Source organism: Sphingobacterium sp. MAE (genome assembly GCF_056711605.1).
On sequence record NZ_CM160044.1, the window covers coordinates 202,839 to 228,323 of the forward strand.

The 25,485-nt window shown below is 38.0% G+C and carries 22 protein-coding genes; 4 read left to right on the plus strand and 18 right to left on the minus strand.

What is annotated here, in order from left to right; translation table 11 throughout:
* Positions 1 to 9: 9 nt before the first annotated feature.
* The 9 genes from AC06G9_RS00830 to AC06G9_RS00870 form a co-directional block, all read right to left on the minus strand.
* Positions 10 to 1,629 carry an NADP-dependent glyceraldehyde-3-phosphate dehydrogenase gene (locus tag AC06G9_RS00830; protein WP_045752971.1) on the minus strand — a complete coding sequence of 540 codons (1,620 nt, stop codon included), beginning with the start codon at positions 1,627 to 1,629 and terminating at the stop codon, positions 10 to 12.
* 46 nt (positions 1,630 to 1,675) lie between these two features.
* Positions 1,676 to 3,112 (minus strand): MFS transporter, encoded by a 1,437-nt coding sequence (locus AC06G9_RS00835; RefSeq protein WP_045752970.1) that lies wholly within the window; start codon positions 3,110 to 3,112, stop codon positions 1,676 to 1,678.
* 241 nt (positions 3,113 to 3,353) lie between these two features.
* A complete protein-coding gene (gene uxaC, locus AC06G9_RS00840; RefSeq protein ID WP_480957377.1) occupies positions 3,354 to 4,754 on the minus strand; it encodes a glucuronate isomerase in 1,401 nt (466 codons plus the stop codon).
* Between the two features lie 21 nt (positions 4,755 to 4,775).
* A complete protein-coding gene (locus AC06G9_RS00845; RefSeq protein WP_480957378.1) occupies positions 4,776 to 6,422 on the minus strand; it encodes a UxaA family hydrolase in 1,647 nt (548 codons plus the stop codon).
* Entirely contained in the window at positions 6,412 to 7,926 is a 1,515-nt protein-coding gene (locus AC06G9_RS00850) for a tagaturonate reductase (protein WP_480957379.1), read from the minus strand. The genes AC06G9_RS00845 and AC06G9_RS00850 overlap by 11 nt, the downstream gene beginning before the upstream one ends.
* A 21-nt stretch (positions 7,927 to 7,947) precedes the next feature.
* Complete coding sequence (pelA, locus tag AC06G9_RS00855) at positions 7,948 to 8,997, minus strand: pectate lyase (protein ID WP_480957380.1); 1,050 nt, start codon at positions 8,995 to 8,997, stop codon at positions 7,948 to 7,950.
* Positions 8,998 to 9,002: 5 nt separating this feature from the next.
* Complete coding sequence (locus tag AC06G9_RS00860; protein ID WP_480957381.1) at positions 9,003 to 10,916, minus strand: glycoside hydrolase family 88/105 protein; 1,914 nt, start codon at positions 10,914 to 10,916, stop codon at positions 9,003 to 9,005.
* Between the two features lie 6 nt (positions 10,917 to 10,922).
* Positions 10,923 to 12,593 carry a glycoside hydrolase family 28 protein gene (locus AC06G9_RS00865; protein WP_480957382.1) on the minus strand — a complete coding sequence of 557 codons (1,671 nt, stop codon included), beginning with the start codon at positions 12,591 to 12,593 and terminating at the stop codon, positions 10,923 to 10,925.
* 102 nt (positions 12,594 to 12,695) lie between these two features.
* Complete coding sequence (locus tag AC06G9_RS00870; protein WP_480957383.1) at positions 12,696 to 13,670, minus strand: pectinesterase family protein; 975 nt, start codon at positions 13,668 to 13,670, stop codon at positions 12,696 to 12,698.
* Positions 13,671 to 13,882: 212 nt separating this feature from the next.
* On the opposite strand from AC06G9_RS00870, the gene AC06G9_RS00875 reads away from it, so the two are divergent.
* The 3 genes from AC06G9_RS00875 to AC06G9_RS00885 all read left to right on the plus strand — a co-directional run bounded on the left by AC06G9_RS00875 (position 13,883) and on the right by AC06G9_RS00885 (position 17,284).
* Positions 13,883 to 14,869 (plus strand): pectinesterase family protein, encoded by a 987-nt coding sequence (locus AC06G9_RS00875; protein WP_434439980.1) that lies wholly within the window; start codon positions 13,883 to 13,885, stop codon positions 14,867 to 14,869.
* 74 nt (positions 14,870 to 14,943) lie between these two features.
* Positions 14,944 to 15,846, plus strand: a complete 903-nt coding sequence (locus AC06G9_RS00880) for an alpha/beta hydrolase (RefSeq protein ID WP_480957384.1) — start codon at positions 14,944 to 14,946, stop codon at positions 15,844 to 15,846.
* A gap of 136 nt (positions 15,847 to 15,982) precedes the next feature.
* A complete protein-coding gene (locus AC06G9_RS00885; RefSeq protein ID WP_480957385.1) occupies positions 15,983 to 17,284 on the plus strand; it encodes a UDP-N-acetylmuramoyl-tripeptide--D-alanyl-D-alanine ligase in 1,302 nt (433 codons plus the stop codon).
* 68 nt (positions 17,285 to 17,352) lie between these two features.
* On the opposite strand, the gene folP is transcribed toward AC06G9_RS00885, so the two are convergent.
* The 4 genes from folP to AC06G9_RS00905 form a co-directional block, all read right to left on the minus strand.
* Entirely contained in the window at positions 17,353 to 18,195 is an 843-nt protein-coding gene (gene folP / locus AC06G9_RS00890; RefSeq protein ID WP_045752960.1) for a dihydropteroate synthase, read from the minus strand.
* A gap of 95 nt (positions 18,196 to 18,290) precedes the next feature.
* Entirely contained in the window at positions 18,291 to 18,698 is a 408-nt protein-coding gene (locus AC06G9_RS00895) for a DUF4920 domain-containing protein (protein ID WP_052627500.1), read from the minus strand.
* Positions 18,699 to 18,705: 7 nt separating this feature from the next.
* Positions 18,706 to 19,284 carry an L-threonylcarbamoyladenylate synthase gene (locus AC06G9_RS00900; protein ID WP_094771912.1) on the minus strand — a complete coding sequence of 193 codons (579 nt, stop codon included), beginning with the start codon at positions 19,282 to 19,284 and terminating at the stop codon, positions 18,706 to 18,708.
* A 20-nt stretch (positions 19,285 to 19,304) separates the two neighbouring features.
* Entirely contained in the window at positions 19,305 to 20,123 is an 819-nt protein-coding gene (locus AC06G9_RS00905) for a 2,3,4,5-tetrahydropyridine-2,6-dicarboxylate N-succinyltransferase (protein ID WP_108159274.1), read from the minus strand.
* A gap of 96 nt (positions 20,124 to 20,219) precedes the next feature.
* Between AC06G9_RS00905 and AC06G9_RS00910 the strand changes: the two genes are divergently transcribed.
* Positions 20,220 to 20,648 (plus strand): RNA-binding S4 domain-containing protein, encoded by a 429-nt coding sequence (locus AC06G9_RS00910; RefSeq protein ID WP_248754996.1) that lies wholly within the window; start codon positions 20,220 to 20,222, stop codon positions 20,646 to 20,648.
* A 48-nt stretch (positions 20,649 to 20,696) separates the two neighbouring features.
* Here AC06G9_RS00910 and ytxJ read toward each other — a convergent pair whose 3' ends face one another.
* The 5 genes from ytxJ to AC06G9_RS00935 form a co-directional block, all read right to left on the minus strand.
* A complete protein-coding gene (gene ytxJ / locus AC06G9_RS00915) occupies positions 20,697 to 21,029 on the minus strand; it encodes a bacillithiol system redox-active protein YtxJ (protein ID WP_052627779.1) in 333 nt (110 codons plus the stop codon).
* A 35-nt stretch (positions 21,030 to 21,064) separates the two neighbouring features.
* Complete coding sequence (locus AC06G9_RS00920; protein ID WP_480957386.1) at positions 21,065 to 21,775, minus strand: hypothetical protein; 711 nt, start codon at positions 21,773 to 21,775, stop codon at positions 21,065 to 21,067.
* Positions 21,776 to 21,963: 188 nt separating this feature from the next.
* Positions 21,964 to 22,452, minus strand: coding sequence for a 6,7-dimethyl-8-ribityllumazine synthase (gene ribH, locus AC06G9_RS00925; RefSeq protein WP_045755963.1), 489 nt, complete (start codon positions 22,450 to 22,452; stop codon positions 21,964 to 21,966).
* A gap of 228 nt (positions 22,453 to 22,680) precedes the next feature.
* Positions 22,681 to 23,358 carry a tetratricopeptide repeat protein gene (locus AC06G9_RS00930; RefSeq protein ID WP_045752634.1) on the minus strand — a complete coding sequence of 226 codons (678 nt, stop codon included), beginning with the start codon at positions 23,356 to 23,358 and terminating at the stop codon, positions 22,681 to 22,683.
* Between the two features lie 79 nt (positions 23,359 to 23,437).
* Complete coding sequence (locus tag AC06G9_RS00935) at positions 23,438 to 25,363, minus strand: polysaccharide biosynthesis protein (protein ID WP_045752633.1); 1,926 nt, start codon at positions 25,361 to 25,363, stop codon at positions 23,438 to 23,440.
* Positions 25,364 to 25,485: the final 122 nt, after the last annotated feature.

Consider the following 25,485-nt stretch of genomic DNA (forward strand, 5'->3'; position numbering starts at 1 on the left):
CTTTTTATTTTAGAAAATGTATTTGGTACTTAAGAAATTGGAACTGTTGGAGCTCACAATATCATTAAGCATCTTTTTATTGTCATCTGTAAATTTGGCCGCAACGAGAGAACGGATAGAGAATGCACGCAATGCATCCACGACCGATAACGTACCTTCGGCACTGTCTTTACGACCAGTAAATGGAAAATTATCAGGACCTCTCTGGCATTGACAATTAATATTTACACGGCTTACCTGATTGACCAATGGATCAATTAAAGAAGAGATCACAGCAGCATTATTACTGAAAATACTAACTTGCTGACCATGCGAAGATTCAATTAAATATTCAATCGGTTCTTCTAAGTCATCAAAAGGTACAACAGGAATCACTGGACCAAACTGCTCTTCTCTATAAAGCTTCATATTGGCATTTACCGGATACATGATCGCCGGATACACAAATGATTCTTCTACTTGTCCACCATTTGGATTGATGACCTTCGCTCCATTGGCAATGGCATCTTGGATACATTCGGTTAAGTATGCCGGTTTGTTTAATTCAGGTAATGGTGTTAGCGACACCCCTTTTTCCCAAGGCATACCAAACTTCAATTTCTCCACTTCTGCTGTTAAGCGTTTTAAGAATTCTTGTGCAATACTACGGTGTACGTACACTATTTTTATGGCTGTACAGCGTTGACCATTGAAAGAAAGTGACCCCAATACCGTTTCCGATACAGCTAAGTTAAGATCAGCATCTTTTGTGATAATCGCCGCATTTTTGGCATCCAATCCTAAAATGGCACGTAGGCGATTTACTTTAGGGTGCAGTTTTTTTAATTCATCTGCGACTTTACTAGAACCAATTAATGTTAATACGTTAATTTTTCCAGACTGCATCAAGCTCGGTACAATGTTGTTTCCTCTACCGTAGATGGTATTGACTACACCTTTTGGAAAACTAGTTCTGAATGCCTCTAACAAAGGGTAGTGCAATAATGTACCATGCTTAGGTGGTTTAAATAACAAGGTATTGCCCATTATCAATGCCGGTATAAGCGTAGTAAAGGTCTCGTTCAAAGGATAGTTAAAGGGGCCCATACAAAGTACTACACCGAGCGGTGAGCGTCTGATCTGAGCAATAATACCTTGTTCGATTTCAAATCTTGAAGACTGTCTGTCAATATCTTTTAAAGCATCGATCGTGGCATAGATGTATTCTACGGTACGATCAAATTCTTTGATGGAATCTGTATATGATTTTCCGATTTCCCACATGATCAATTTGACAACAATGTCTTTTTTCTCGATCATTTTTTTGGTGAAATTTTCGACACAGATGATGCGATCAGCCACACTCATTGTTGGCCATTCACCGCGACCATTATCAAAAGCTTGGACAGCAGCATCTAGCGCTGCCATAGATTCTTTTTCAGTACATACTGGAAAACTACCGATACGCTTTCGTTGAAGACCGTCCTTGGTCTTGACACATATAGGTGAAAAAACTTCATTGATTTGTCCTTCCCAAGGAATCATTTTCCCATCAGAAAGGAACTCGCGTTGATCGACTTGTTGTTCGAGCGTAAATTCAGGAGGAATGTTACTCTCCTCGTAGAAAATACTTTCTAATTCTAAGTTCATTTAGAGTTTAGTTTAATTATGGATTAGGTTGTTGAATATATTATAATTATAAATCTACGATTTTCATTTTAGGAACCAAAGCTTTCATGACTATCCATGCAATTAAATATGCAACAGCACAAAATGAAAAAATGATGAAATAGCCTGCTGCCTCGCCATGGAATCCCATAAATTTCATTTGAGTTTCTTTGGCATAATCAAATAGAACACCAGATATTTTGTTGATAATAAATGCACCAAGTCCTCCGGCTAAACCACCGATACCTGTTACTGTAGCAATTGCTTTCTTTGGAAACATGTCACCAACAGTTGAGAAGATATTGGCAGACCAAGATTGATGAGCTGCACCCGCAATACCGATAAAAACTACAGGAACCCAGTAAGACACATAACCTAGAGGTTGTGCAAATAAAACAATCAAGGGAATAAAAGCAAAGATCAACATCGCGCGCATTCTGCCTTCATACGGATTCATACCTTTCTTTTCGACAAAAAGAGTAGGTAGGTATCCACCGTAGATGGAAAATAGGGTAATCATGTATAGAACAAAAATGGCCAACTGTCCTTCGGTATCGGACGATTTAATGTCATATACAGCACTCAGATAAGCCGGCATCCAAAATAGGAAAAACCACCAAACACCATCAGTCATAAATTTTCCAAAAGCAAAAGCCCATGTTTGTTTATGCTTAAAACAATCTATAAAAGAGACTTTTGTCTTTTCATTTAGCTTTTGTTCTTCTGTATGATGTGCCGAATCTTGTAGGATATAAGTTAATTCACTTTCATTGACCTGAGGGTGTTCTTCAGGTTTCTTATACATAAATATCCAAAATCCCATCCAGACAAATCCCAAGGCACCAATAATAATAAAGGACATTTCCCAACCGTAGTACTTCGCTATTGTAGGAATAGTAATGGGGGCTACTAATGCTCCAATGGTAGCACCTGCATTGAAAATACTGGTTGCCAATGCACGGTCTTTTTTTGGAAAATATTCTGCTGTTGCCTTGATCGCTGCGGGAAAATTACCAGCTTCGCCAATGGCCAATACAAAACGAGCAAAAATAAATAAGGTGACACTCGTGCTGATCACCAAGCCCACATCATTGATCGTACCTATTACTTCTTTGGACTCCTCAAAATTTAAAAACCAATTGCCTGTCAGTTGCCCCGCTGTTGCGATACCACAAAAAGCATGTAGGATAGCACCGATAGACCAGATACCTATTGCCCAAAGAAATCCTTTTTTTGTGTCCATCCAATCGACAAAACGACCAGCAAAAAGCATACTCACCGCATAAAAAATGGAGAATAGTGCTGTTATTGTTCCGTAATCATTATTAGTCCAATGAAACTCTGGACTGATGAAGTCTTTCCAAGTTAGGGAGAGCACCTGACGATCTAAATAATTGATAGTAGTGGCAAAAAATAGGAGGGCACAAACGCTCCAGCGATACTTTGTTGGTTTATTATTGTTCATATTTTTAGGTACTTTTTCTTTACATGGTTGATATAAAGAAATGTAAGTTTGTTCGTATTCCTTTCAATAAGAGTATATCAATAGCTACGGACAAGTCCATCCTGGTAACTTAGGTTGATAAATGATTCTATACTCTAAAGTTAAGGCTTATAATAAAACTGAACAAAAAGAACTGCTTATATTTACGCAAACGTTTTCAGAGATCATCTGAATATGGAGCAGCTCTTTTTGTCCGCAATATTTAAAACCTAAAGTATGCTTTGGCATTGTTGTAGCAAATATCCTCAATGATCTTGCCGATCCATTCCTGATCATCTGGCAATTCCCCATTTTCAACATCGTCTCCAAATAGATTACAAAGTATACGTCTAAAATATTCATGCCTTGGGAATGAAAGAAAGCTTCTTGAGTCTGTCAGCATACCGACCATCCTGCTAAGAAGTCCCATGTTGGACAAAGCGTTCAATTGTTTGGTCATACCATCCTTTTGATCTAAAAACCACCAGGCAGAACCAAATTGTATTTTTCCTGCAATCGAACCGTCATTAAAATTTCCGATCATCGAGGCGATCAATTCATTATCTGCAGGGTTGAGGTTATAAACAATCGTTTTGGCAAGTTGGTCTGTACGATCCAACTTATTCATAAACTTTGAAAGAGCCGTCGCTTGACTGAAATCGCCGATAGAGTCCCATCCCGTATCTGGACCCAGTATAGTGAGCATACGACTATTGTTGTTGCGTAATGCGCCAAGGTGATACTGTTGTACCCAGTTCTTTTCATGATCCAGTTCTGCAAAGTAGATGAGCATGGCAGATTTGAATTTTAAATTTTCTTGCAGACTGAGATCCTGTTTATTTCTGATTTTGGCAAATATTTGGATGATCTCCTGTTCGGTATAATCTTCGGCATAGATCTGGTTGATGCCATGATCTGATAGGCAACAGCCATTGGAGGCGAAAAAATCATGACGTGACCGAATGGCCTTACAGTAATCTTGGAATGAACTGATATCCATATCTGTACACTTTTCCAATTGATCTATGTATGAATTAAGCTCATCCACACGGTCGCAATTCATAGCCTTATCCGGTCTAAATGTGGGTAGCATCTTAAATGTTTCTTTTTCAGAAGCAAATTGTTGATGATCATTTAAGCTATCGATCGGATCATCTGTTGTGCATACCACTTCCACGTTCATCTTTTTGAGCAGACCACGGACATTAAATTCTGGTGATTGCAGTTGTTCGGAGATACGGTCGTAAATAGCTTTTGCATTTTTACCAGAAAGTATTTCTTCAATACCAAAATATCGTTTCAATTCGAGATGTGTCCAATGATAAAGTGGATTTCTCAAAGTATACGGAACTGTCTCTGCCCATTTGATAAATTTTTCCTCATCCGTAGCATCTCCAGTGATATACCTTTCATCTACACCATTGGTACGCATAGCTCTCCATTTATAATGATCGCCATATAACCAGAGCTGAGAGATATTATCAAAAGATCTATTTTCGACGATCTGCTGCGGTATAAGGTGATTATGATAATCAATAATGGGTTGATGTTTCGCAAAACCGTGATATAGATCTTGCGCTGTTTTTGTCGTTAATAAGAAGTTTTCGTCTAAAAAAGATTTCATATCAAATGGAATTATATGGATTTATAAACTCACTCCTCGTTTCCAAGGAATAAAATCATCTTGATTGAGTAAGACGGCTTTGGGTATAATCGCACCGCTCGCCGCTTGGATACAATAATGCAGTATATCTTCACCCATTTCTTCAATGGTCTTTTCACCATCGATAATCGGTCCTGTATTGATATCGATGATATCTGCCATTTGCGTTGCAAGTTTTGTGTTGGTTGCTACTTTGATGACAGGGCAGATGGGATTGCCTGTCGGAGTACCAAGACCCGTGGTAAATAAGATCAATGTTGCGCCTGATGCTGTTTTTCCCGTTGTGGCTTCCACATCATTGCCCGGTGTACAGACCAAATTAAGCCCAGGTTTTGAATAAGATTCGGTATAGTCCAGCACATCTACAATAGGAGAGTTGCCCCCTTTCTTTGCCGCTCCATTACTTTTTATGGCATCGGTGATCAGGCCATCTTTAATATTACCCGGTGATGGATTCATATGAAAACCCGATCCAGCCTGTTCTGCAGAAGCGCTATAAGCTTGCATCAGGGAGATGAATTTTTTAGCGGCATGCTCGTCTATAGTACGATCAATCAAACTTTGTTCGGCTCCGCACAATTCTGGAAACTCCGCCAAAAGAACAGTTCCACCCAAAGCCACTAATAAATCTGAAGTGTATCCCACAGCAGGATTGGCTGAAATTCCACTGAATCCATCGCTTCCGCCGCATTTGACTCCCAAAACCAATTTGCTTAATGGAGCGGGCTGCCTTTCTATCTCATTGGCTTGGACTAGACCTTCAAATGTAGCGGTGATAGCTTCTTTGATCAGGATTTCTTCACTCTTGGACTGCTGCTGTTCGAAAATAAAAATAGGTTTATCGAAGTCTGGATTTCGATCCTTTAGATCGGTTAAAAAATCATTTATTTGAAGATTTTGACATCCTAAACTCAGAATGGTGATACCGCATACATTCGGATGATCTGCATAAGCGCCCAATAGCTTACTTAATATTGCCGCATCTTGACGAGTGCCACCGCAGCCTCCTTGGTGATTTAAAAATTTAATACCATCAATATTCTTAAAAACACGTTCAGAGGTTGGAGAAAAATGGACGAATTCATCCATATTGACCTGCTGTAATGGCCTTCCGTTTTTGTGCGCATGTACTAGTGCCTTTGTAAATGACTTATATTTTTCAGAAACATTATAACCCAGTTCATTGTATAAGGCTTCCTTAATAATATCGAGATTTCTATTCTCACAAAACACGAGAGGAATGAATAACCAATGATTTGCCGTACCCACACGTCCATCTGATCGTACATAACCATTAAATGTTTTGCCTTTAAAAGAATCGATATGAGGAGCTGTCCACTGATAATCATAAGGACGAAAACAATAGGTATCTACTGCGTGTTTTGTATTGTCTGTATCCATACGACTTCCTTTGGCGATCGCATATTGAGATTTACCGACCAATACTCCATACATCAAAATATCATCACCGGCATGCATATCATCCATAAAGAATTTATGTTTTGCCGGAATATCAGCGGTAAGGGTGATATCACTACCTTTAAATGAGATGACCTCTCCCTTTTTCAGATCTTGCAGTGCGACCAGCACATTATCTAATGGGTGGATCTGTAAAAACTTAGTTTTCATACTTTAATTGCTCCTGTTTTTTTAAGACCGCCTCTATTCCTATACTGCTGATTTGTTGAATGTAGTTTGCTACAGCGTTATAAAATCCTGGAAAAGCCGATAGATCTTGTTCCCATACTGCAGTCGACTTTAAGATATCGCTGATCTGATGAGATCCTTTCGCCCATTGCTGGTATAATGCCGACGCATATTCATCCTGAATATTAAAATTGGAGGCGATATGTTGTGTCTGAAAAGCGCCATTGATTTCTTTGGTATCCATGAGGATTACATATGCCGCAAAACCTAAGGCGATATGATCAGGTGCATGACGATGCAATTGATACCATTTGTTCAATAGACCCAGTATCCTTAATTTAATTTTGGAGGTATAATTTAATGAAATGGCTTTCCACTGGTGGTCCAAAAATGGATTGCGGAATCTGTCAATCACGGATTTTGAAAAAACCTGTACATCTTCATTTGTAATGGTCTCGTCCAAAATTGAAGGACCGATCTCTGTTTCCATTAAATCGGACACATACCCTAGAAAATCATCATTCTCCATTGCTTTTTTAACGGTATCAAAGCCCATTAACAGCGCGATTGCACAGGATAGGGTATGTGTTCCATTTAATAAGCGCAATTTAAGTTCTTTAAATTTTTGAATATCAGGAACGATCGCCACTCCTTTATTGACTTGTGCAAAGGAAAGCTTTTCGATAACTTGAGGATCAGAAGACTCAATTGCCCATAAGCTAAAAGGTTCCACCATGATCATGAGTTCGTCGTCGTATCCTAATTTTGATGTTGTCTCTTTATAATCTTCAGATGCCAGCTTTCCAGGAACAATGCGGTCAACAAGTGTGTTGCAGAACGAATTTGTTGTTTTTATCCATCGGATAAAAAGCTGATTCATATGATTGATAGCAGCTAATTGAAGCACGTATTCTTTCAGTTGATCTGCATTATTACTGATTAATTCGGTAGGTAGAATAATGAATCCTGCATTGGGATCACCTTTGCACTCTTGAAATCTTGCAAATAATATCGCCAATAATTTCCCTGGGAATGAAGACGGTACTCCAACAGAAATATCTTCACTGCTCGATGTGATGCCAGCTTCTGTTGTATTGGATATGATGATTTTAATAGCAGGGTTGATCGCTGCTTCTATGATTTGATCCCAGTCTTTTGTAGCAGTCAAAACACGACTGATAGAAGCGTTGACAATCTGCTGGTTGACCGTTTCCTTATTTTCTATTCCGCGGACACAGGTGGTATAGAGATTGCCCTGTTGCTCAAAAGCAACAGTATCTCCTTGATCTGTCGATTTTACAATAACAATGCGGCCATTAAAAACCCCTTCTCGATTTGCCTTGTCGATATAGAAATCAGGAAGGCCTCTCAGTAATACACCAGTACCAAATTGTATAATTTTCTCTGGAAGATCAAAAACTGAATCCACTGGTTTCAGCACTTCGGTATTGGTAATTTCTGGTAGATTTTGGCGATTTAAAATCATTTTTTATTCCGTGTTTAATAATTAATTTGGATTCACTACATTATTTCTTTTGAGCCATTTAGGATAATCTTTTTGGAGAAGCTTCTCCGGCCAGTTTCCAAACCATGCATAGCCATTTTTTCTTTCTTCTGATAAATCTTCAAAATTGGATGTGATCAAATTGCCTCGATCACCGTAAATGGGTTTATTTGACTCAAGATCATAAAATCTTGCCCAAACAGTTGAAGATGTATCTGCGATCAAATGACGTATGGATCTTTTTGTTTTAGGGTCAATCTCATGGTCAAATCGATAACCTGCAATCTGATGTTGTTCAAACCACTTAATAGCAGCATGGATTGCTGTTATAATATCTGGAGATGGATTTTTTTGTGCCATTAAAAATCGAACTATACCAACAGATTCACTGGTACTCAATGCTGCTGGTTCAAAACTTCTGGCCTGAGCGGGTAAAAGAGACTCGGGGTCATATTGAGCAGACCATATCGTCAGCAGGCTGTCTTGTTTTACTTGTAGTTGTAGGATGATGGCAATGCCTCTTTCTACTGCAGACTGTGCCTTTGGGATATAGGATCTATCAACCAGTTCAAAGTCATTGTTGGCCGTCGCGATATCATGTAGTATCTGCAATGCATTGATCATCGCATCATCATTGAAGGTGATTTGGCTTCTATAGAGAGAAGTGTTGGGATAGTATTGAGGAAAACCACCATGGCTATATTGTGCCTCTAATAGGTAATCAATACCTCTTTCTGCCGCCTGTAAATACGTTATGTTTTTTGTTTTTTTGTAGGCTTTGATTAAAGTCGTTATCTCCCTCGTGGTTGCTTTATTGTCTATGGTTGCAGACTCGATAGTCGTGCTTTTTATCCTCGTTAAAAGCGATTTGCTGATCTCCAAGTCATAGTTAACCACACTTTTATCTTTTAGTTGCTTAGGCCACCCCCCATTTTTTAATTGATAAATCAGCATCTTTTCAGCCATAGGATCTTTGATCTCATTGGGCTGAGCAAAACACAGCAGGTTGGAAAATAGCCATAACATCACTGTTGTTAAAAATGAGTACCGCATAGCCATTAGTTTTTAATTTTTGAGATCAACCAGGTTGTTAATTCTTCTGCTGCTTGAAAGTTTTGAAAATCTTTAGGCAATTTTCGACCATCCACATACTCGTTATATAACCAGGGATCTCCGATAGCGAAAACAGTTCCTTTCCCAAATGAAGCTGTGGCCATAATGATGTCATCATGATGCTTGACAAGCTCTTTTGCAGGATATTTTAGAGATAAAGTAGAAATTTCCTTGACATATATTTTGTTTACATCATGAAAAATACCCGTTCCTTTTGGCACATATACAGCACCCTCTTCATAATTATTATTTTTCACCCGATTCTTACTGTCCTCGTTAAAAGTAATTCCAAATTTTGTGGCTAACGTATTGAATTCTTTTATTTCGCAATTGCCAACGTCGTTGAGTAGTAATACAAGTACGCCTCCTTTTTTCACCCAATTAGCGATCTCAGAAGCAGATTGCTCAGTCATCATGTGGGGTTGTTCGGTTTCCTTTTCGGTATCAGGATCAACGATAATATAGATATTGGATCGGCTAAGATTGCTCAAGTTAGGAGCTGTTTTGAGTGTGTTGGTCTGGATATGCTTTCTGTTGAAAATTCTCCCCCAAAACGAAAAACCATTGTTGTCTTCGCCATCCCATAAATAATGATAAGGTTTTAATTTTCCTGTTGGATCAGCTTTATATTCGTTATTGAAATAATTATCCAATGTAACGGTCAATTGCTTTCCTTTAGGCTGTTCTTGAAAGATTTCCATTTCCGAGGCAGCGAGTATAAATGGACCTACGCCCTTCGGGTCGTTGCTTACAACAGGTTCACTCATATAATACTCAAAACTTCCATCTCTATATTTTTTCTTTCCACCTAATCCCGATACTTCAACCACATGATTGAGATTGATCTGTCCATTTGTTGAAGTTGATATAAATTCTTTGAGAAGTCCTTCATATGCTTTTTGAGTATTTTTAGCATATCCTTTAGACACATATCCCAATCGGATACTTTTTGCTAAAGCATATACAAACATGCTTGAAGCCGATGCTTCAACATAATTTTCCTTGATATCTCCGCGATCCATCACATCAAACCAGACACCTGTTTTTGGATCTTGATATTTTACGATAGTCTTTAGCGTCCTATTCAAAAGATCAATCAAAGGCTGCCGATTGGCATTTTCAAGAGGGAAATAATCAAGTACATCTACTAATCCCATCACATACCAACCCATCCCTCTTGCCCAAAAATTAGGAGATTGCCCCGTCTTGGCGTTTGCCCATTTTTCTGCCCGAGACTCATCCCAGCCATGATAGAGTAGTCCCGTCTTCTGATCTTTGGCATTCTTTTCCATCCAAAAGAACTGATTGGCGATATCGTTGTACTCATCTGTCAGATTCATGAGCGCAGCATATTCTGCTCGGAAAGGTTGAGCCATGTACAGTCCATCCAACCACATTTGATTGGGATAGATTTTTTTATGCCAATAGCCACCTTCTTGAGTTCTAGGGTGATTTAATAGCTGTTTGTAAAGAGCATGGCAAGCTTTTAAGTATTTTTCTTTTTTTGTGACTTTGTAAAGTAAGAGCAGTGTACGTCCATTTTTGATATGATCAATATTAAAGTCTTTCGCCGAATAATTTTTTATGGTCCCATCTTGTCCGACAAACTTATCCATCCAAGATTCGATATAACTAAAGTACGAGCTATTTCCCGTATTTTTCCATGTTTCAGCAACCCCTTCAAGCACCACGCCCATATCGTAAGTCCATTTTGGTCCTTTGGTGTTATTCACAAAAACACTATCCTTAAATAGTTTATCAATGGCAGTTTGCGTCATTTTTTCAGATAAAGGTATCTGACCAAAGCCATGTGTATATAGACTACAGACAAGTAATATAAGAGCAACTATTTGTTTCATCACAGGTTATTTTTTGATTTTCAGTACAGATTTTGATAATCCAGATGCTATCTTGCTTATTGTTTTAGCCTTGTTTACATCTGTTTTGATGACTTGGATATTTTTTGAATTTTCTCCGTACAGATCAAACAGCAGGGTAGCATCATCCTGATATTTTAAGTTTTCAAAAACAATATTTTGTGCATTTTCAATATGTAGTACCGGTGCAGTTTCTTTTGAAAAAATGGTGATATCCTTGAGTTTTATGTTACACGCTTCGATGATATCAATACCCTTTTTTGCCTGTATCGTTACCTTTTCGATGGTTATATCTTGGATATTCATTTCAGGTAGACCTCTGAAAAATATTCCTTTTTCAGCCCCGTTGACAAATACATTTTTAATATGAAAATTTTTGAATTGAGGAGTTTCCTCAGTGACAGGGATTTTTTCAGCTTTAACTTTTTCTCGCTTCTCTCCAGCCATAGGAACAGGATCAATGGCTTCATAGTACATGTCAAATAGAATAGCCTCTCCAGGTATATCGATCATATTGATGTTCTCGATAAAAATATTTTCAACGGTACCCCCTCTTCCTCTTTTTGTTTTAAATCTTAAGCCGATATCCGTTCCAATAAAACTGCAGTCTTGAACCCAGATGTTTTTGGCACCGCCACTCATCTCACTGCCGATCACAAATCCACCGTGGGCATGGTAAACCACATTGTTGCGGATTAATACATTTTCCGTAGGTTTTCCTCGTTCCCTTCCCGATTTGTCACGTCCCGATTTGATACAGATACCATCATCGCCTACATCAAAAGTGCAATCTTCGATCAGTACATTTTTACATGACTCAATATCAACACCATCTCCATTCTGTCCATACCATGGATTGCGGACCAATAGACGGCGCAATGTCAAGTCTTCGCACAACAAGGGGTGCAGATTCCATGCTGGAGAATTTTGTATGGTGACACCCTCTAGGAGCACTTTTTTGCAATTGGTCAACACCAATAGATTGGGACGTAGAAAATCTTTTATATGTTCATAATCGGAGGAAGATGTCCCAGCAGTCATGACACCCGCTTTTTTATCTTTAGATCCGGCCAATGATTTTTCAGAAGGATACCAGATCTGATTTGATTTGTCTACAACGCCGCCCGAATTAACAAGATTTTTCCATTGCGAATCTGTGAGTTTACTTTTCTTGACCATTCTCCATGCATCACCATTGCCATCGATAACGCCCGAACCCGTAATCGCAATATTAGTTAGATCAGTTCCGGAGATTGGACTCTGATTGCGCCAAGCAGGTTGTCCTTCCCAATTTGCTGCTATCAATTTATATTGATCAAAATCATCCGTAAAGAATAGGATTGCATCTCTTTTTAAATGAAGATTGACATTACTTTTTAAGATAATAGGACCTGTCAGCCAAAGTCCTGATGGAATTAGCACAACACCACCACCTTGAAGACTACTCTGTTCAATCGCCTTATTAATAGCAGTTGTATTTAAAAAATGGCCATCTCCTTTTGCCCCGTGATTGACGATATTGATCGTGTCGGAGCGGAATGATACTGTTTGAACAACCGGAGGTTGAGGTGCTTGAGCAAAGACAGAAGAACCAGACAGTACTATAACTGCTAGGATACCTTTTTTGATGCTACTGAAATAATTACGGGAAGTCCTCATAATTAGGAAGTCTTAAAGTTTATAATTGGGTTGTATGTAACACAAGTGTACGATCTTTGTCGATGAAATCGAAGTGAAATCTATGCAATCGTTACCGGTAAATCATGGGTTTTTGATGATATCGCTGGGATCCCAGTCATCAAAATAAGTATTGATCTGATATTTTGCCGCTTCGGAATCTGTTAACTGGTGACTCCAGTGCACGCGTTTCTCCACTTGGCTACCCGATCCTTTATTTCCATATTCGGCAAAGTATGCTGTTTTTTCATTTTCAATATTGCGCCAGTTGTCCCACCCGCCTTCATCAATAAAGTCTGGCAATGTCGTGTGTTGAAAAATAACTTTAGCATGGGGGCGCCACGGCCTTCCTAAATAAAATTTTCCTGTAGATCGGTCACCGATGATCAGACATTGATTGAAAAGATATCCGTTTTTGACGTCTATCGGTGTTGATGCTGCTGTGATATAACCACTATTCTTGCATTTTAAAATACATTTTTCAAACCATACCGTAGACGAGCCAAAGATAAAGTCGACTGTGCCTTCGATATGACAGTTTACATACAACTGTCGAGCACCCTTGCCATAAGTATACAGCGTATCTTGGAAACCCAAGAAAATGCAATTTTGAAAAATAGCTTTATCGGCAGCTATCCATGCGGCTACCGCTTGACCTACGGGGCCAGAAGAGTTTTCAAAGGTGATATTTTGAGCATAGAAACCATCACCGTAGATCAATATGCTTGATGAGCCTGAAGTACCGATCTCTTCGCCAAAGCTGTTTTTCTTCTGAGCGAAATCATCATAGGTAAGGGCAACTTGTTGGTTTGGTTCGCCAATCAGTTGAATAAGTTGCTTCGAGCCCGCAATAATGATTTTTTCTTTATAGATGCCCTTTTTTATTAATATGCGGGTAGCTTTTTTTCTAAAGTCAGGTGTGGCATTTATTGCTTCTTGCACTGTACTAAAATCGCCATTCCCTTCTTTGGATACGATGTAATCATATTCTTGAGCATAGGACACAGGTATCAATTGCAATATAATCAGTAAAATAAAAATGATACGTTTTGACATCATGAGATCGGGTTACTGGTATTGGTATAGCTCTAAAATAAGGAATAAAAAGACGAATCAAGAGATTTCACCTATCATAAAATATGCAAACGTTTTCGGGAACGATTGCATAATCAGGATTTGTGATTGCGTCCGATTAGCAGTAAACTTGTTGTAACCAGTGCTTCCTTTGCCATAGGTATAGGCTTACTTTTTTTATGTGATGTTGGATAAATATGAAAAGACTTCTTATCAGTATCTTTTGCTTTTTTTTAGTAATCTTTTGTTGTGCCCAACAGAAGAAAATGCTCATCGTAGGGCAGCACGGAGAGGGATATCCAACAATTCAAGAAGCGGTCCATGCGGTGCGGGATTTTTACGAGTCTCCAGTTACGATATTCGTACACAAAGGGATTTATCATGAAAAGCTGAATATACCCTCATGGAAACATTTTATACATATAGTAGGGGAAGATAGAGATTCGACCATCATTACAAATGACGATTATTCAGGTAAAAGAAATGTACAAAATGAGTTTCTAACTCCTTTTAATACTTATACCTCTTACACGGTTCTTGTAGCAGGCAATGACTGTGTCATTGAAAATCTGACGATACAGAATACTGCTGGAGAAAAGGGGCAAGCTGTGGCACTGCATATTGATGCTGATCGTACGATCGTTCGTAATTGTAAGATCCTGGGGTGGCAAGATACTTTTTATTTGGCGCGAGCAGGATCAAGAAATTTTATCGACCAATGTTTTATTTCAGGAAGTACAGATTTTATATTTGGAGCAGCAACAGCTGTTTTTTCTAAATGTACGATTGAAAGTTTAAAGAACTCTTATATTACGGCACCTTCAAACTCATATGGTCACCCTTATGGATTTGTATTTTTAAATTGTGATCTGCGCGCAAAAAATGAGCAGGTAAATCAGGTTTATTTGGGTAGACCATGGCGCTCTAATGCTAAAGCTATGTTTTATGCCTGCAACTTGGGCTCACATATAGTCGCTGAAGGTTGGGATCCATGGAATGGAGATACCATGTTTCCGGATAAATATAAAACAGCGGTTTTTTTAGAAATTAACTGCAGAGGAGAGGGGTTTAAACAGTTGTCCAAACGTGTTCCTTGGTCTAAGCAAATCCTAAATAATAACTATAAGCAACCCAGTCTTTCATCGATATTTACAGATTGGAAACCAACAGAAAATAGCAATTGAATTGATCCATAGAATGATGTCTTTAATCAGCTTTTTTACCGTTGAAACGGATAAGCAATAAAAAATTCAAAATCATGAAGGTTCGTATTTTACTTCTTATTCTTAATAGTTTGTGTTTCTTGCTCCATGCACAGGAGATCTTGAAAGTTGACAGCTCTTTTACTTTACAAGGTACCTTTGCTAAAGAAAGTAAGAAAAGACCTTATATTACTTTGGCAGAAAAAGTAGACAGTACAGTTTTGACCATCCGTCAAATCCCATATAAAAAAACAGATGATAGGATATTATCCTTAGATGCCTACCTCCCTCAAAATTTTGACACCCGTTATCCTTGTCTCATTTTAGTACATGGAGGGGGATGGCGTTCTGGCAATAAAGAGATGATGGCAACGATGGCAAATGCCTTAGCACATCAATTTGTAGTTCTGAGTGTGGAATATAGGCTTTCGTTAGAAGCTAAATTTCCCGCAGCATATACAGATTTAATAGATGCGGTCTTATGGGCCAAAAATCAGAAGCAATTGCCGATCGATACGGCTCGAATTGCGGTAATCGGTACCTCTTCGGGAGGTCAGTTAGCAAGTTTATTGGGTACAAATAGTGATGCAAATAAAAAAGCATATGTTCAGGCCGTTGTCAATATTGACGGGATTGTAGCTTTTAATCATCCAGAATCTGAAGAAGGGGAGATGGCTTCATTTTGGCTAGGAGGAACATATGATCAGGAGCCTGCACAATGGGAAAAAGCCTCACCTTTGTATCAAGTCAATATCTCCACGGCAAAGACATTATTTTTGAATAGCTCCATACCCCGTTTTCACGCAGGGAGAGATGATATGATACGTAAGATGCATGATTTAGGGATCTATACAGAGGTTTGTGCATTTGAAGACTCTCCGCATACCTTTTGGTTTTTTAATCCTTGGTTTCAGCCCATGATCGATAAAATCATCACCTTTCTCCATAAAAACCTATAATCTGTTATGGCGCTCTTCCGGATGGGGTATAGGTACTCGCTATCTTTAGTAAGATTATAATTGGGTATAAAAGCAAATTTATCTAAGTTTGTTTTATGATTGCTCTTATAAATGCAATCACATAAAAGTTTTTAGAATGGAACTGCAAGCACTGTACAACATATTCAAACAATATCCTGCGGTATCAACTGATACACGTCATATCTTACCTGATTCACTCTTTTTTGCTTTAAAAGGAGCCAATTTTAATGGAAATGAATTTGCAGAACATGCGCTGGTTTCTGGTGCTCGATACGTGATCATTGATGAGGTCCAATACAAAAAAGATGATCGATTTATACTCGTTGATGATGTTTTGAAAACCTTACAAGCTTTGGCACATTATCATCGCCAACAATTTGAGATTCCTTTTATTGGTGTCACAGGTACCAATGGTAAGACCACGACTAAAGAGTTGTTGAATGCCGTGCTATCCAAAACCTATAAGACCTATGCGACCAAAGGAAATTTGAATAACCATATAGGCGTTCCCTTGACCTTGTTAGCGATTGATCAGACAATCGAAATCGCTATCATCGAAATGGGAGCAAATCATATTGGTGAAATTGATTTTTTATGCCAGATTGCAGCACCTACTCATGGGCTGATCTCCAATGTAGGTAAAGCGCACTTGGAAGGATTTGGTTCTTTTGAGGGGGTGAAGAAAGCAAAAGGAGAACTGTATGATTGGCTACAAGATAATCAGGGAACATTGTTTCTGCAGGGGGATAATCCTTTTTTGAAAGAAATGGCAGCACAACGACATATCAATAAGGTGGTAACCTATGGTTTTTCCGAGTCTAATGCCATCATTGGCCGTTTGATCAAGGCAAATCCATTATTGCAAATCGAATGGCATCTTCAACAATCGGAACAAGTCTTTCAAGCAGATACCCAATTAACGGGTTCTTACAATACAGAAAATTTCTTAGCAGCGATCGCACTGGGACATTATTTTGATGTTCCTCTTGGGCTTATCAACGAAGCCATTTCAGAATATACACCTACTAATAATCGGTCTCAGATAACAAAGACAGACCGCAATACCGTGATCTGTGATTATTATAATGCGAATGCAACGAGTATGGAGGCCGCATTGACTAATATGGGGATCATCGAAGCTGAGCAGAAAGTCATTATCTTGGGTGATATGTTTGAGCTTGGAGATGAATCTTCTTTTGAACATCAAAAAGTGGTAGATCTTGCCAAAACAATTGTAGGAGCACGCTTGATTTTCGTCGGCAAAGCATTTTATGAACACAAAGATGGCGATTCTGAGTTTTTTGAAACGACCGATGATGTGAAATCGAGCCTATCCATCCATCCCATCTCGGGTGCAACTATCCTGTTGAAAGCATCCCGGGGAATGGCCTTTGAAAAGCTGATGGAAGTGTTGTAATATATTGATATTAAATTGTATAAATAATAAAAGGCTTGATTATTCAAGCCTTTCATGTATAAAAAAGGTTAACTACATAACAGATCTACGATCTGTTTAGCCTCTTTAACATCATGCACACGCAACAGCTGTACGCCTTTGCTCAGGAGTAAAGTATGGAGGGCTGTTGTCCCATTTAGGGCCTCTTGTGGAGTTATTCCCAATTTTTTATAGATCATAGATTTTCGGGAGATTCCCCCAAGTAAAGGAAGGCCAAAATAATGGAGCTCATCGACGCGATGTAGCAGTTCATAATTTTGTTCTATTGTTTTTGCGAAACCATAGCCAGGGTCAAGGATGATGTCTTTCACCCCGAGTTTTCGTAAAGCTGCAATTTTTTGTCCAAAATAGGTAGCAACATCAGTGACGATATCCTGATATGCGGTTAATTGTTGCATATTTTCAGGAATGCCGCGCATATGCATCAAAATATATGGGACCTGCAATTTCGCTACGGTTTCGAACATAAGAGGATCTATAGTGCCTCCAGATACATCGTTTATGAGATGTACACCAGCATGTATACAGGCCTCGGCCACATCTGCTCGGAAAGTATCTATAGAAAGTATGGCATCTGGAAATGTACTTACTATGGCAGCGATAGCGGGTAGTGCTCGGTCCAGCTCTTCTTGAGAACTGATCAATGCTGCTCCAGGTCTTGAAGAATAAGCCCCAATGTCGATGATGTCAGCGCCCTCTTCAAGTAACTTTCTAGTCTGGATAAGTATTTGTTCTATCGTATTATTTTGTCCCCCATCAAAAAAAGAGTCTGGCGTCACATTTAATATTCCCATGATGATGGGACGATCAAATGTCATTATTTGACCTTTTAAGTTGATCGATTGAGCGGCTGTAGTATGGATCATTTTCATCGTCTACAAAGGTATCAAGCTTATTTAATAAATGCTACAAATAAAAACAGGCTATTTCCAACGGAATTAGCCTGTTCAGTGTTTTTATAGTACGTTTATTTTACGACCAATACGCCGTCTGCAACAAAAGTGATTTCATTTGTCGCTTCTTTGACTTTTGCGTAGCCATCTAAAACTACATTTTTTCCGATGAGGTCAGTGGGTACAAAATAGCTATAGTCGGTAAAGCGAACCATAACAGGCTCTTTGTCTCCTGTTCTCTCAAGGGTCAAATAACAGCCCTTTTTTTTGCAAACTTCAACAACTTTGCCAGTGACTTTACCCGTAAATTTGGCAGATGTCTCCAACGATTTTTCCAATTTGTCAACTGTAATTGCATTAGAGTTATCAACCTTTTTGCCATATTGTACACCAACCTTCGCAGGTGTAATTTCTTTTTGTTGCGCTTGACTATTCCATGAAAAGCCAAATGCTAACGCTACGAATAATATTAATTTTTTCATGTTCACCTTATTTTCGGATAAATTCAAACTTTCCGCTAGGATCCAACTTCATTACGCTTGAAGACTTACCATCACTTTTGACATGTTGACCATATTTGACCACATAGTCTACTTGCTCTTTTATTTCTTCAGCGATGTCGTCAAAGCATGTCGGGGAAGATTGTCCGCTGATATTAGCAGATGTAGAGACCAATGGTTTTCTAAAGCGCTGTAAGAGCTGTTGACAAAAATCATGGTTTACAATGCGAATTCCGATTGAACCATCTTCTGCAATAACATTAGGCGCTAAGTTTTTAGCTGCGGAATAAACGATCGTAAGCGGCTTCTCGGTATATTCAATCAATTGGTAAGCTACTTCTGGAATTTCAGTCACGTAACTTGCCAATTGATTTTCATTATGTAGTAAAACAATAAGGCTCTTTTCTTTTCCCCGACCTTTTAACTGAAAAACTTTTTCTACAGCCTCAGGATTTGTTGCGTCACAACCTATACCCCAGATCGTATCTGTTGGGTATAAAATCAAACCGCCACTCTTGAGTACTTCTAGAGCCTGGTTAATATCATTTCTATCTACAAATTCACTCATTTTTTTAATTATATAAAATACTATACCGCTACATTATGATCACGTAGCGCATCGTTTAACGATGTTTTCTTGTCTGTAGATTCTTTACGTTTACCGATGATTAGTGCGCAAGGAACTTGGTACTCTCCAGCCGGAAATTTTTTCGTGTATGAACCAGGGATCACAACAGAACGAGCAGGCACATAACCTTTGTATTCGACAGGTTCAGGACCAGATACATCAATGATTTTAGTTGATGCTGTTAAGACAACATTCGCACCTAATACTGCTTCAGTTTCAACGCGGATACCTTCCACAACGATAGCTCTAGAACCAACAAATACATTGTCTTCGATGATTACTGGAGCTGCTTGTACAGGTTCCAATACGCCACCGATACCAACACCACCACTTAAGTGAACGTTTTTACCAATTTGTGCACAAGAACCAACAGTAGCCCATGTATCCACCATGGTACCTTCTCCTACATAAGCACCAATATTGACATACGAAGGCATTAAGATAACACCTTTTGCTAAATAAGCCCCTAAGCGAGCAGAAGCACCAGGAACAACACGAACACCAATTTCTTTGTAGTTCGTTTTTAATTTCATTTTATCGTAGTAAACAAAAGGACCAGCAGTTGATTCACTCATTTCACGAATAGGGAAATATAAAATAACAGCTTTTTTAATCCAATCATTGACATGCCATCTCGTACCAATAGGTTCAGCAACCCTCAATTCACCAGCGTCAAGTTTTAAGATTACTGTACGAATAGCCTCTGCATATTCTTTATATTCTAGAAGTAGTCTATCCTCCCAGGCATCTTCAATAAGTTTTTTTAATTGATCAACCATCTTTTATAATTCAAAATTATCAGTTCTTTTTATTGAAGACAAATATGTTAAAATTTGTTCAATTTATAATGCATAATAAGCAGATTTTAAGTCTTTATGACTATTTTTGTACAAATGGCAACAGAAACTGAAAAACTTCGAATCGATAAATATTTGTGGTCAATACGTCTTTTCAAAACACGTAGTTTGGCAACTGAAGCTTGTAAAGCGGGTCGGGTAAAATTGAACGGGCAGAATATAAAGGCTTCGTATGTGGTGAAAGTTGGAGAAATCTATCAGGTCCAGAAAGGTATTGAACGTAAGGTAGTCAAAGTTTTAGGGCTTCTGGAAAGAAGGGTAGATGCTAAAACAGCGGTACAATTTTATGAAGATTTAACTCCTGAAGAGGAAACCTCAGCCTACAAATCGGCTTTCCATGCTCCCATTCTTAAAAGAGATCGAGGTACGGGTAGACCGACTAAAAGAGATCGTCGTGAGATCGATGATTTAAAAGAAGACTGGTGGGAAGATGAAGGTAAAAACTAATCTATATAAAAAAATATAAAATAAAAGAAGCTACCGAAGTAGCTTTTTCTATTTTATATGATTTACGACATCGTCAAAATCAATATCGCCATGTGAAGCATTGAAAATACAAGTTTTGCCTTTTATGATCAAGAGTTGTGGTGATTGATGCTCCACGTTCCAGATGGAAGCGATCTGATTAGAAATTTCGCGGAACGACAGCAGATCTAAGTAATAAACATCATAAGACTTATCCGTCAGGTTCGCAAAGCGCTCAAAGTTTTTCTTGGCCATGCCGCTGATACCACAAGTAGTGCTGTGTTTGAAAATGGCAGATACTTGATCGCTATTCAATATTTCTTGTAGTTGGTCTAAACTATTAAGAGGAATCCAGTTAATCATATTATAAATCAGTAAATTTTGAAGCTTCTACCTGTTCAAATGTAGAAACGGTTGTAAATGTACAGCTTTTCTTTTTTATTGTTGATCGCAACAAATGAAGTCGGTAGTCTCAAACCTGATCCCGTATCTTTATACTGATCAATTTGATAGCTTATTGAATTGATACTATTTTCGAATACTTTTATTTCGCCGTTATTTTCATGAATCATGAGGTTCCCTCTGATTGGGCTATTATAAAAATTTCCGTTGTAGGTCACAGAGGTACTCAAGAGCTTTTCACTATTTAAAAGCTTCGCAGTGGTATTCGAAAAGTTTATTCCTTTTAGTTCTGCTATTGTGGGCAGCAAGAGTAGTTGTAAGTCTCCATTGATCTGTTGCCTGATGTCCTCTTGCAATGCCGACTCTTGGGTGCTTACATCAACCGCATTAACAAAAAATTTTAGTGATTTCTTAGTTTTGAAATTGAATAAGTAGACTAGTTTTTCATTTTTTTTAGATTGCCCTTCAAATCGACATTCACCAGTTTCCCGATTCCACAATAAGGAACGTTCGGCCTCATTATTTAATAGATTGGCGTTGTCATTTCCGTTACAAGAAAATAATAAAAATTTTGTTTCCTGCCAGATATCGTTTCCGCCTATTGAAGACCAAAGCTTCGCAGGGACACTCGTCTCTTGTGCTACCGCTATGGCAAAATTAACTTGCACAATGAGGTAAAAGAAAATAATTTTTACTGTAGTTTTCATGATATGAATCTTTATAAAAGATAAAATCGACTTAGACATCTCTTACAGGATACCTAAGTCGATCAAATACTATAGAGATAACAATATTATCTTATTCTTGTTTGCATGTGTGTGCCAAGCCTTCACATATTTTAGCATAAGCACCTACAAAGTCAATGACTGATACTTTTTTTGGTAAAAAAGTAAAATTAGTTTTGTGCACTAATTTGTGCCATTTGAATTGCTGTAATCGCAGCCTCTTCACCTTTGTTTCCGTGTTGGCCACCAGCCCTATCTAATGCTTGTTGTTGATTGTCAGTGGTCAATACACCAAAAATAACAGGTTTATTGTACTTCAATGCCACATTGCTGATTCCGTTGGCTACGGCGTCACAGATGAAATCAAAATGACGAGTCTCTCCTTGGATTACACATCCCAAACAGATGATTGCATCAAGGGAATCATCACGTAATAAAATATCAGCGCCGGTTATTAATTCGAAGCTGCCCGGAACTTCGATGATTTTAATATTTTCTTCTTGTGCTCCATGCTTTTCCAATCCAGAAATTGCACCATTTAAAAGAGCCCCAGTGATCTCAGCATTCCATTGTGCTACTACAATCCCAAATTTAAAAGGATTTGCATTTGCGACTTTTATGTGTGAGAAGTCTGATAAATTTTTAATGCTACTTGCCATATTGAAACAAACTTAGATAAATTTGCTTAGATACACAATACAATAGCGTTCATCTAAGAGTAAATTTATTCTTTCAAATCAATATCGTTTATCAGCCACACGGATGATTTAGCTCCTCGACATCGATGGATGACAGACATTGTAAAGTGATGGTTTTATCCGGGTTATACAGCACAAAAAAAAGGTCGCTTTTTGAGCGACCTTCTATATGATGCAACATCATAAATACTATAAATGCGCCTGTACACGACCGATAGGTCCGTCTATCATAGCAGCTTCTTGACTTTCAGGAAAGTCTGATTTTATCTTCTTATAAGTTTCTTCAGCTTGTTTATATTCATTCTGTGCCTCGTAAACTAATCCTAATTTTTTCAAAAATAATGGAGTAGTATAAGAGTTTGAAGATTTGTCAGCCGCTTCTTTATAAAAACCAGCTGCTTTTTTATAATCTTTCAATTCTGAATAAACATCACCTTTTAATCCAATAACCAAAGGATCTAGAATGGTACTACCTGTTGAAGAATAGTTTTCCAATGCTTCAATAGCTTCATTGTATTTACCTTGACGTAAATATAATCCACCTAAATAGGCATTAGCAATATTGGCTGATTTTGTATTTGAATATTCATCAGCAATTTCTTTAAATCCTAAGAAAGAACCATCACCTTCAATAGCACGATTTTGTAATGAATCTATTGTTGCATATTCTTCCGCTTTAAATATTTCATTCGCTGCTTTTTCAGCTCTTGGTTGTAAATAAAGTTTTTGATATCCAAAATACAATATAATTAACACAAAAATACCACCTACAATAAAAGTGATGCTTTTTTGATTGTCCTGAAAAGATGAACCTTGTGAAGGTTTATTCGCTTGTCCAGCGTTATTTTGGTTTTGATTTTTAGACATTATGATTCAATGAAAAAATATAGATTGCAAAAATACAATTTTACTGTAAATATCCAAGCTTTTGTAATGATAATAAACGTTAAACTCGATTTATCGGATTTTGCTCAGCCTCAATTTCTTTATCTATTTGTTCGTAGATTGAGTTTTGGCTTTTAAACTCAGGTACAATTCTTTTCATCTCTAATACGACATCATGTCTATTTTGATGCTTAATGCCAGCTATTAAAACTTCAATATGATTATTTATCTGTTGAAAATCATTTTCTCTCACTTTTGCGATCATGATCTTTTTATGGTGCGTTGGCATCGTATTTTCCAGATCGTTGAGTAGTTCCTCATACAGTTTTTCCCCAGGTCGCAGTCCTGTAAACTTTATTTCAATATCCTCGTTTGGAATAAAGCCAGAAAGCTTGATCATTTTATTGGCCAATTCGATGATTTTAACAGATTTGCCCATATCAAACACGAATATTTCTCCCCCTTCGCCCATTGATCCCGCTTCAAGCACCAATTGACAAGCTTCGGGTATGGTCATAAAATAACGTGTGATCTCGGGGTGGGTGACCGTTACAGGCCCCCCCTTTTCGATCTGGTCTCTAAAACGTGGGATCACAGATCCGTTAGAACCTAGGACGTTGCCAAATCGTGTCGTAATGAATTTAGTCTTTGCATTTAGATGCCCATTGTTTTGTAAGAAATGATTGAAAGACTGCACGTAGATTTCGGCAATTCTTTTTGTCGCACCCATGATATTAGTTGGATTGACCGCTTTATCCGTGGAAACAAACACAAACTTATCCGCATTATACTCCACAGCAAGGTTGGCAATATTTTTAGTGCCGACAACATTGGTATGCACTGCTTCCAAAGGATGATTTTCCATCATGGGAACATGCTTGTACGCTGCTGCGTGATAGACATAATGTGGTTTGAATGTCTCAAACATCAGTTTCATACGGTCTAGACTCCGAACGTCACCAATAAAAGAATGATACACTTGGAGCGGAAATTCATCCTGCAAATCCAGTTGTAAATTGTGAAGTGGCGATTCAGCTTGATCACAAAGGATGATCATCTGTGGTTCAAATTTGCCCAATTGTCTTGCGATCTCACTCCCGATAGATCCGGCAGCTCCCGTTACTAATACGCGCTTGCCCTTTAATTGGCTTAAAATATTACTATTGCTTATTTTAATGGGAGCGCGCTCCAATAAGTCTTCAATTTTTATTTTTTGAATTTGGTTTGGATTTAATTCCCCGTTCATTATTTTTTTAACAGAAGGTAAGGTCAATATAGCGACCTTTTTTTCCAAACAAACATCAATAACATCAGTTTTTGATTCCAAAGGTATGTTGTGAGAAGCGATAATCACTTCTTCAATATTCAAATTGATGATGACTTGACCCAATTTCTTTGGATCAAAAATTTTGATACCATCAATGACTTTTCCAATTTTCTGCTCATTGTCGTCTAAATAACCCACAATTGCATTTTTCGAACGGATATCATGATCTAAAGTCCTTTTGACGGCAATTCCCAAATCCCCAGCTCCATATATCAACGTGTTACGTCTGTCACTTCTGATATTTTTGGTATAGACAAAAAATATTTTAATGAACGTTCGGTAGGTTGTGAGTAGCAAGAAACAGAATAATGCATATAAAATAACGAGTGAGGCTGATATGGTATGATGATCTCCAGTGGCCAATAACACGGTTTTAATCACTAAAAAGACAAACACTGCAAAAACAATCGCCGTTAAAATTCGAATGGAGTCTACTGCACTTGTATATCGGATGATACCCGTGTGCATCTTGAATAAATAAAACGAAGATGCCGTCACACTTATTACATAAATAAGCCTAATGGCAAATTCAGATGTATTGATAAACGCAAAGTCAAAACTGTAATAGATAATGTTTGCTAGTGTAAAAGCAAATATGGCCGTGAAAATATCTAATACAAAAATGATCCATCGAGGAACAATATTAAGTTTGTTAAACATAGGTTTGTTTTAGTGTTTTAGTTTCACAAATGTAGTTTTTTTTCTAATGTACTAACTACATAACCACTTAATTTCTTTTGCTTAGCTTAAATAAAAATAGTAAATTTAAAAAGTAATGCATA

Excerpts from the sequence above, each read along its gene's own strand:
- AC06G9_RS00830 (WP_045752971.1), bottom strand. The coding sequence starts at position 1,629 with ATGAACTTAGAATTAGAAAGTATTTTCTACGAGGAGAGTAACATTCCT.
- AC06G9_RS00835 (WP_045752970.1), bottom strand. The coding sequence starts at position 3,112 with ATGAACAATAATAAACCAACAAAGTATCGCTGGAGCGTTTGTGCCCTC.
- uxaC (WP_480957377.1), bottom strand. The coding sequence starts at position 4,754 with ATGAAATCTTTTTTAGACGAAAACTTCTTATTAACGACAAAAACAGCG.
- AC06G9_RS00845 (WP_480957378.1), bottom strand. The coding sequence starts at position 6,422 with ATGAAAACTAAGTTTTTACAGATCCACCCATTAGATAATGTGCTGGTC.
- AC06G9_RS00850 (WP_480957379.1), bottom strand. The coding sequence starts at position 7,926 with ATGATTTTAAATCGCCAAAATCTACCAGAAATTACCAATACCGAAGTG.
- pelA (WP_480957380.1), bottom strand. The coding sequence starts at position 8,997 with ATGCGGTACTCATTTTTAACAACAGTGATGTTATGGCTATTTTCCAAC.
- AC06G9_RS00860 (WP_480957381.1), bottom strand. The coding sequence starts at position 10,916 with ATGAAACAAATAGTTGCTCTTATATTACTTGTCTGTAGTCTATATACA.
- AC06G9_RS00865 (WP_480957382.1), bottom strand. The coding sequence starts at position 12,593 with ATGAGGACTTCCCGTAATTATTTCAGTAGCATCAAAAAAGGTATCCTA.
- AC06G9_RS00870 (WP_480957383.1), bottom strand. The coding sequence starts at position 13,670 with ATGATGTCAAAACGTATCATTTTTATTTTACTGATTATATTGCAATTG.
- AC06G9_RS00875 (WP_434439980.1), top strand. The coding sequence starts at position 13,883 with ATGAAAAGACTTCTTATCAGTATCTTTTGCTTTTTTTTAGTAATCTTT.
- AC06G9_RS00880 (WP_480957384.1), top strand. The coding sequence starts at position 14,944 with ATGAAGGTTCGTATTTTACTTCTTATTCTTAATAGTTTGTGTTTCTTG.
- AC06G9_RS00885 (WP_480957385.1), top strand. The coding sequence starts at position 15,983 with ATGGAACTGCAAGCACTGTACAACATATTCAAACAATATCCTGCGGTA.
- folP (WP_045752960.1), bottom strand. The coding sequence starts at position 18,195 with ATGAAAATGATCCATACTACAGCCGCTCAATCGATCAACTTAAAAGGT.
- AC06G9_RS00895 (WP_052627500.1), bottom strand. The coding sequence starts at position 18,698 with ATGAAAAAATTAATATTATTCGTAGCGTTAGCATTTGGCTTTTCATGG.
- AC06G9_RS00900 (WP_094771912.1), bottom strand. The coding sequence starts at position 19,284 with ATGAGTGAATTTGTAGATAGAAATGATATTAACCAGGCTCTAGAAGTA.
- AC06G9_RS00905 (WP_108159274.1), bottom strand. The coding sequence starts at position 20,123 with ATGGTTGATCAATTAAAAAAACTTATTGAAGATGCCTGGGAGGATAGA.
- AC06G9_RS00910 (WP_248754996.1), top strand. The coding sequence starts at position 20,220 with ATGACTATTTTTGTACAAATGGCAACAGAAACTGAAAAACTTCGAATC.
- ytxJ (WP_052627779.1), bottom strand. The coding sequence starts at position 21,029 with ATGATTAACTGGATTCCTCTTAATAGTTTAGACCAACTACAAGAAATA.
- AC06G9_RS00920 (WP_480957386.1), bottom strand. The coding sequence starts at position 21,775 with ATGAAAACTACAGTAAAAATTATTTTCTTTTACCTCATTGTGCAAGTT.
- ribH (WP_045755963.1), bottom strand. The coding sequence starts at position 22,452 with ATGGCAAGTAGCATTAAAAATTTATCAGACTTCTCACACATAAAAGTC.
- AC06G9_RS00930 (WP_045752634.1), bottom strand. The coding sequence starts at position 23,358 with ATGTCTAAAAATCAAAACCAAAATAACGCTGGACAAGCGAATAAACCT.
- AC06G9_RS00935 (WP_045752633.1), bottom strand. The coding sequence starts at position 25,363 with ATGTTTAACAAACTTAATATTGTTCCTCGATGGATCATTTTTGTATTA.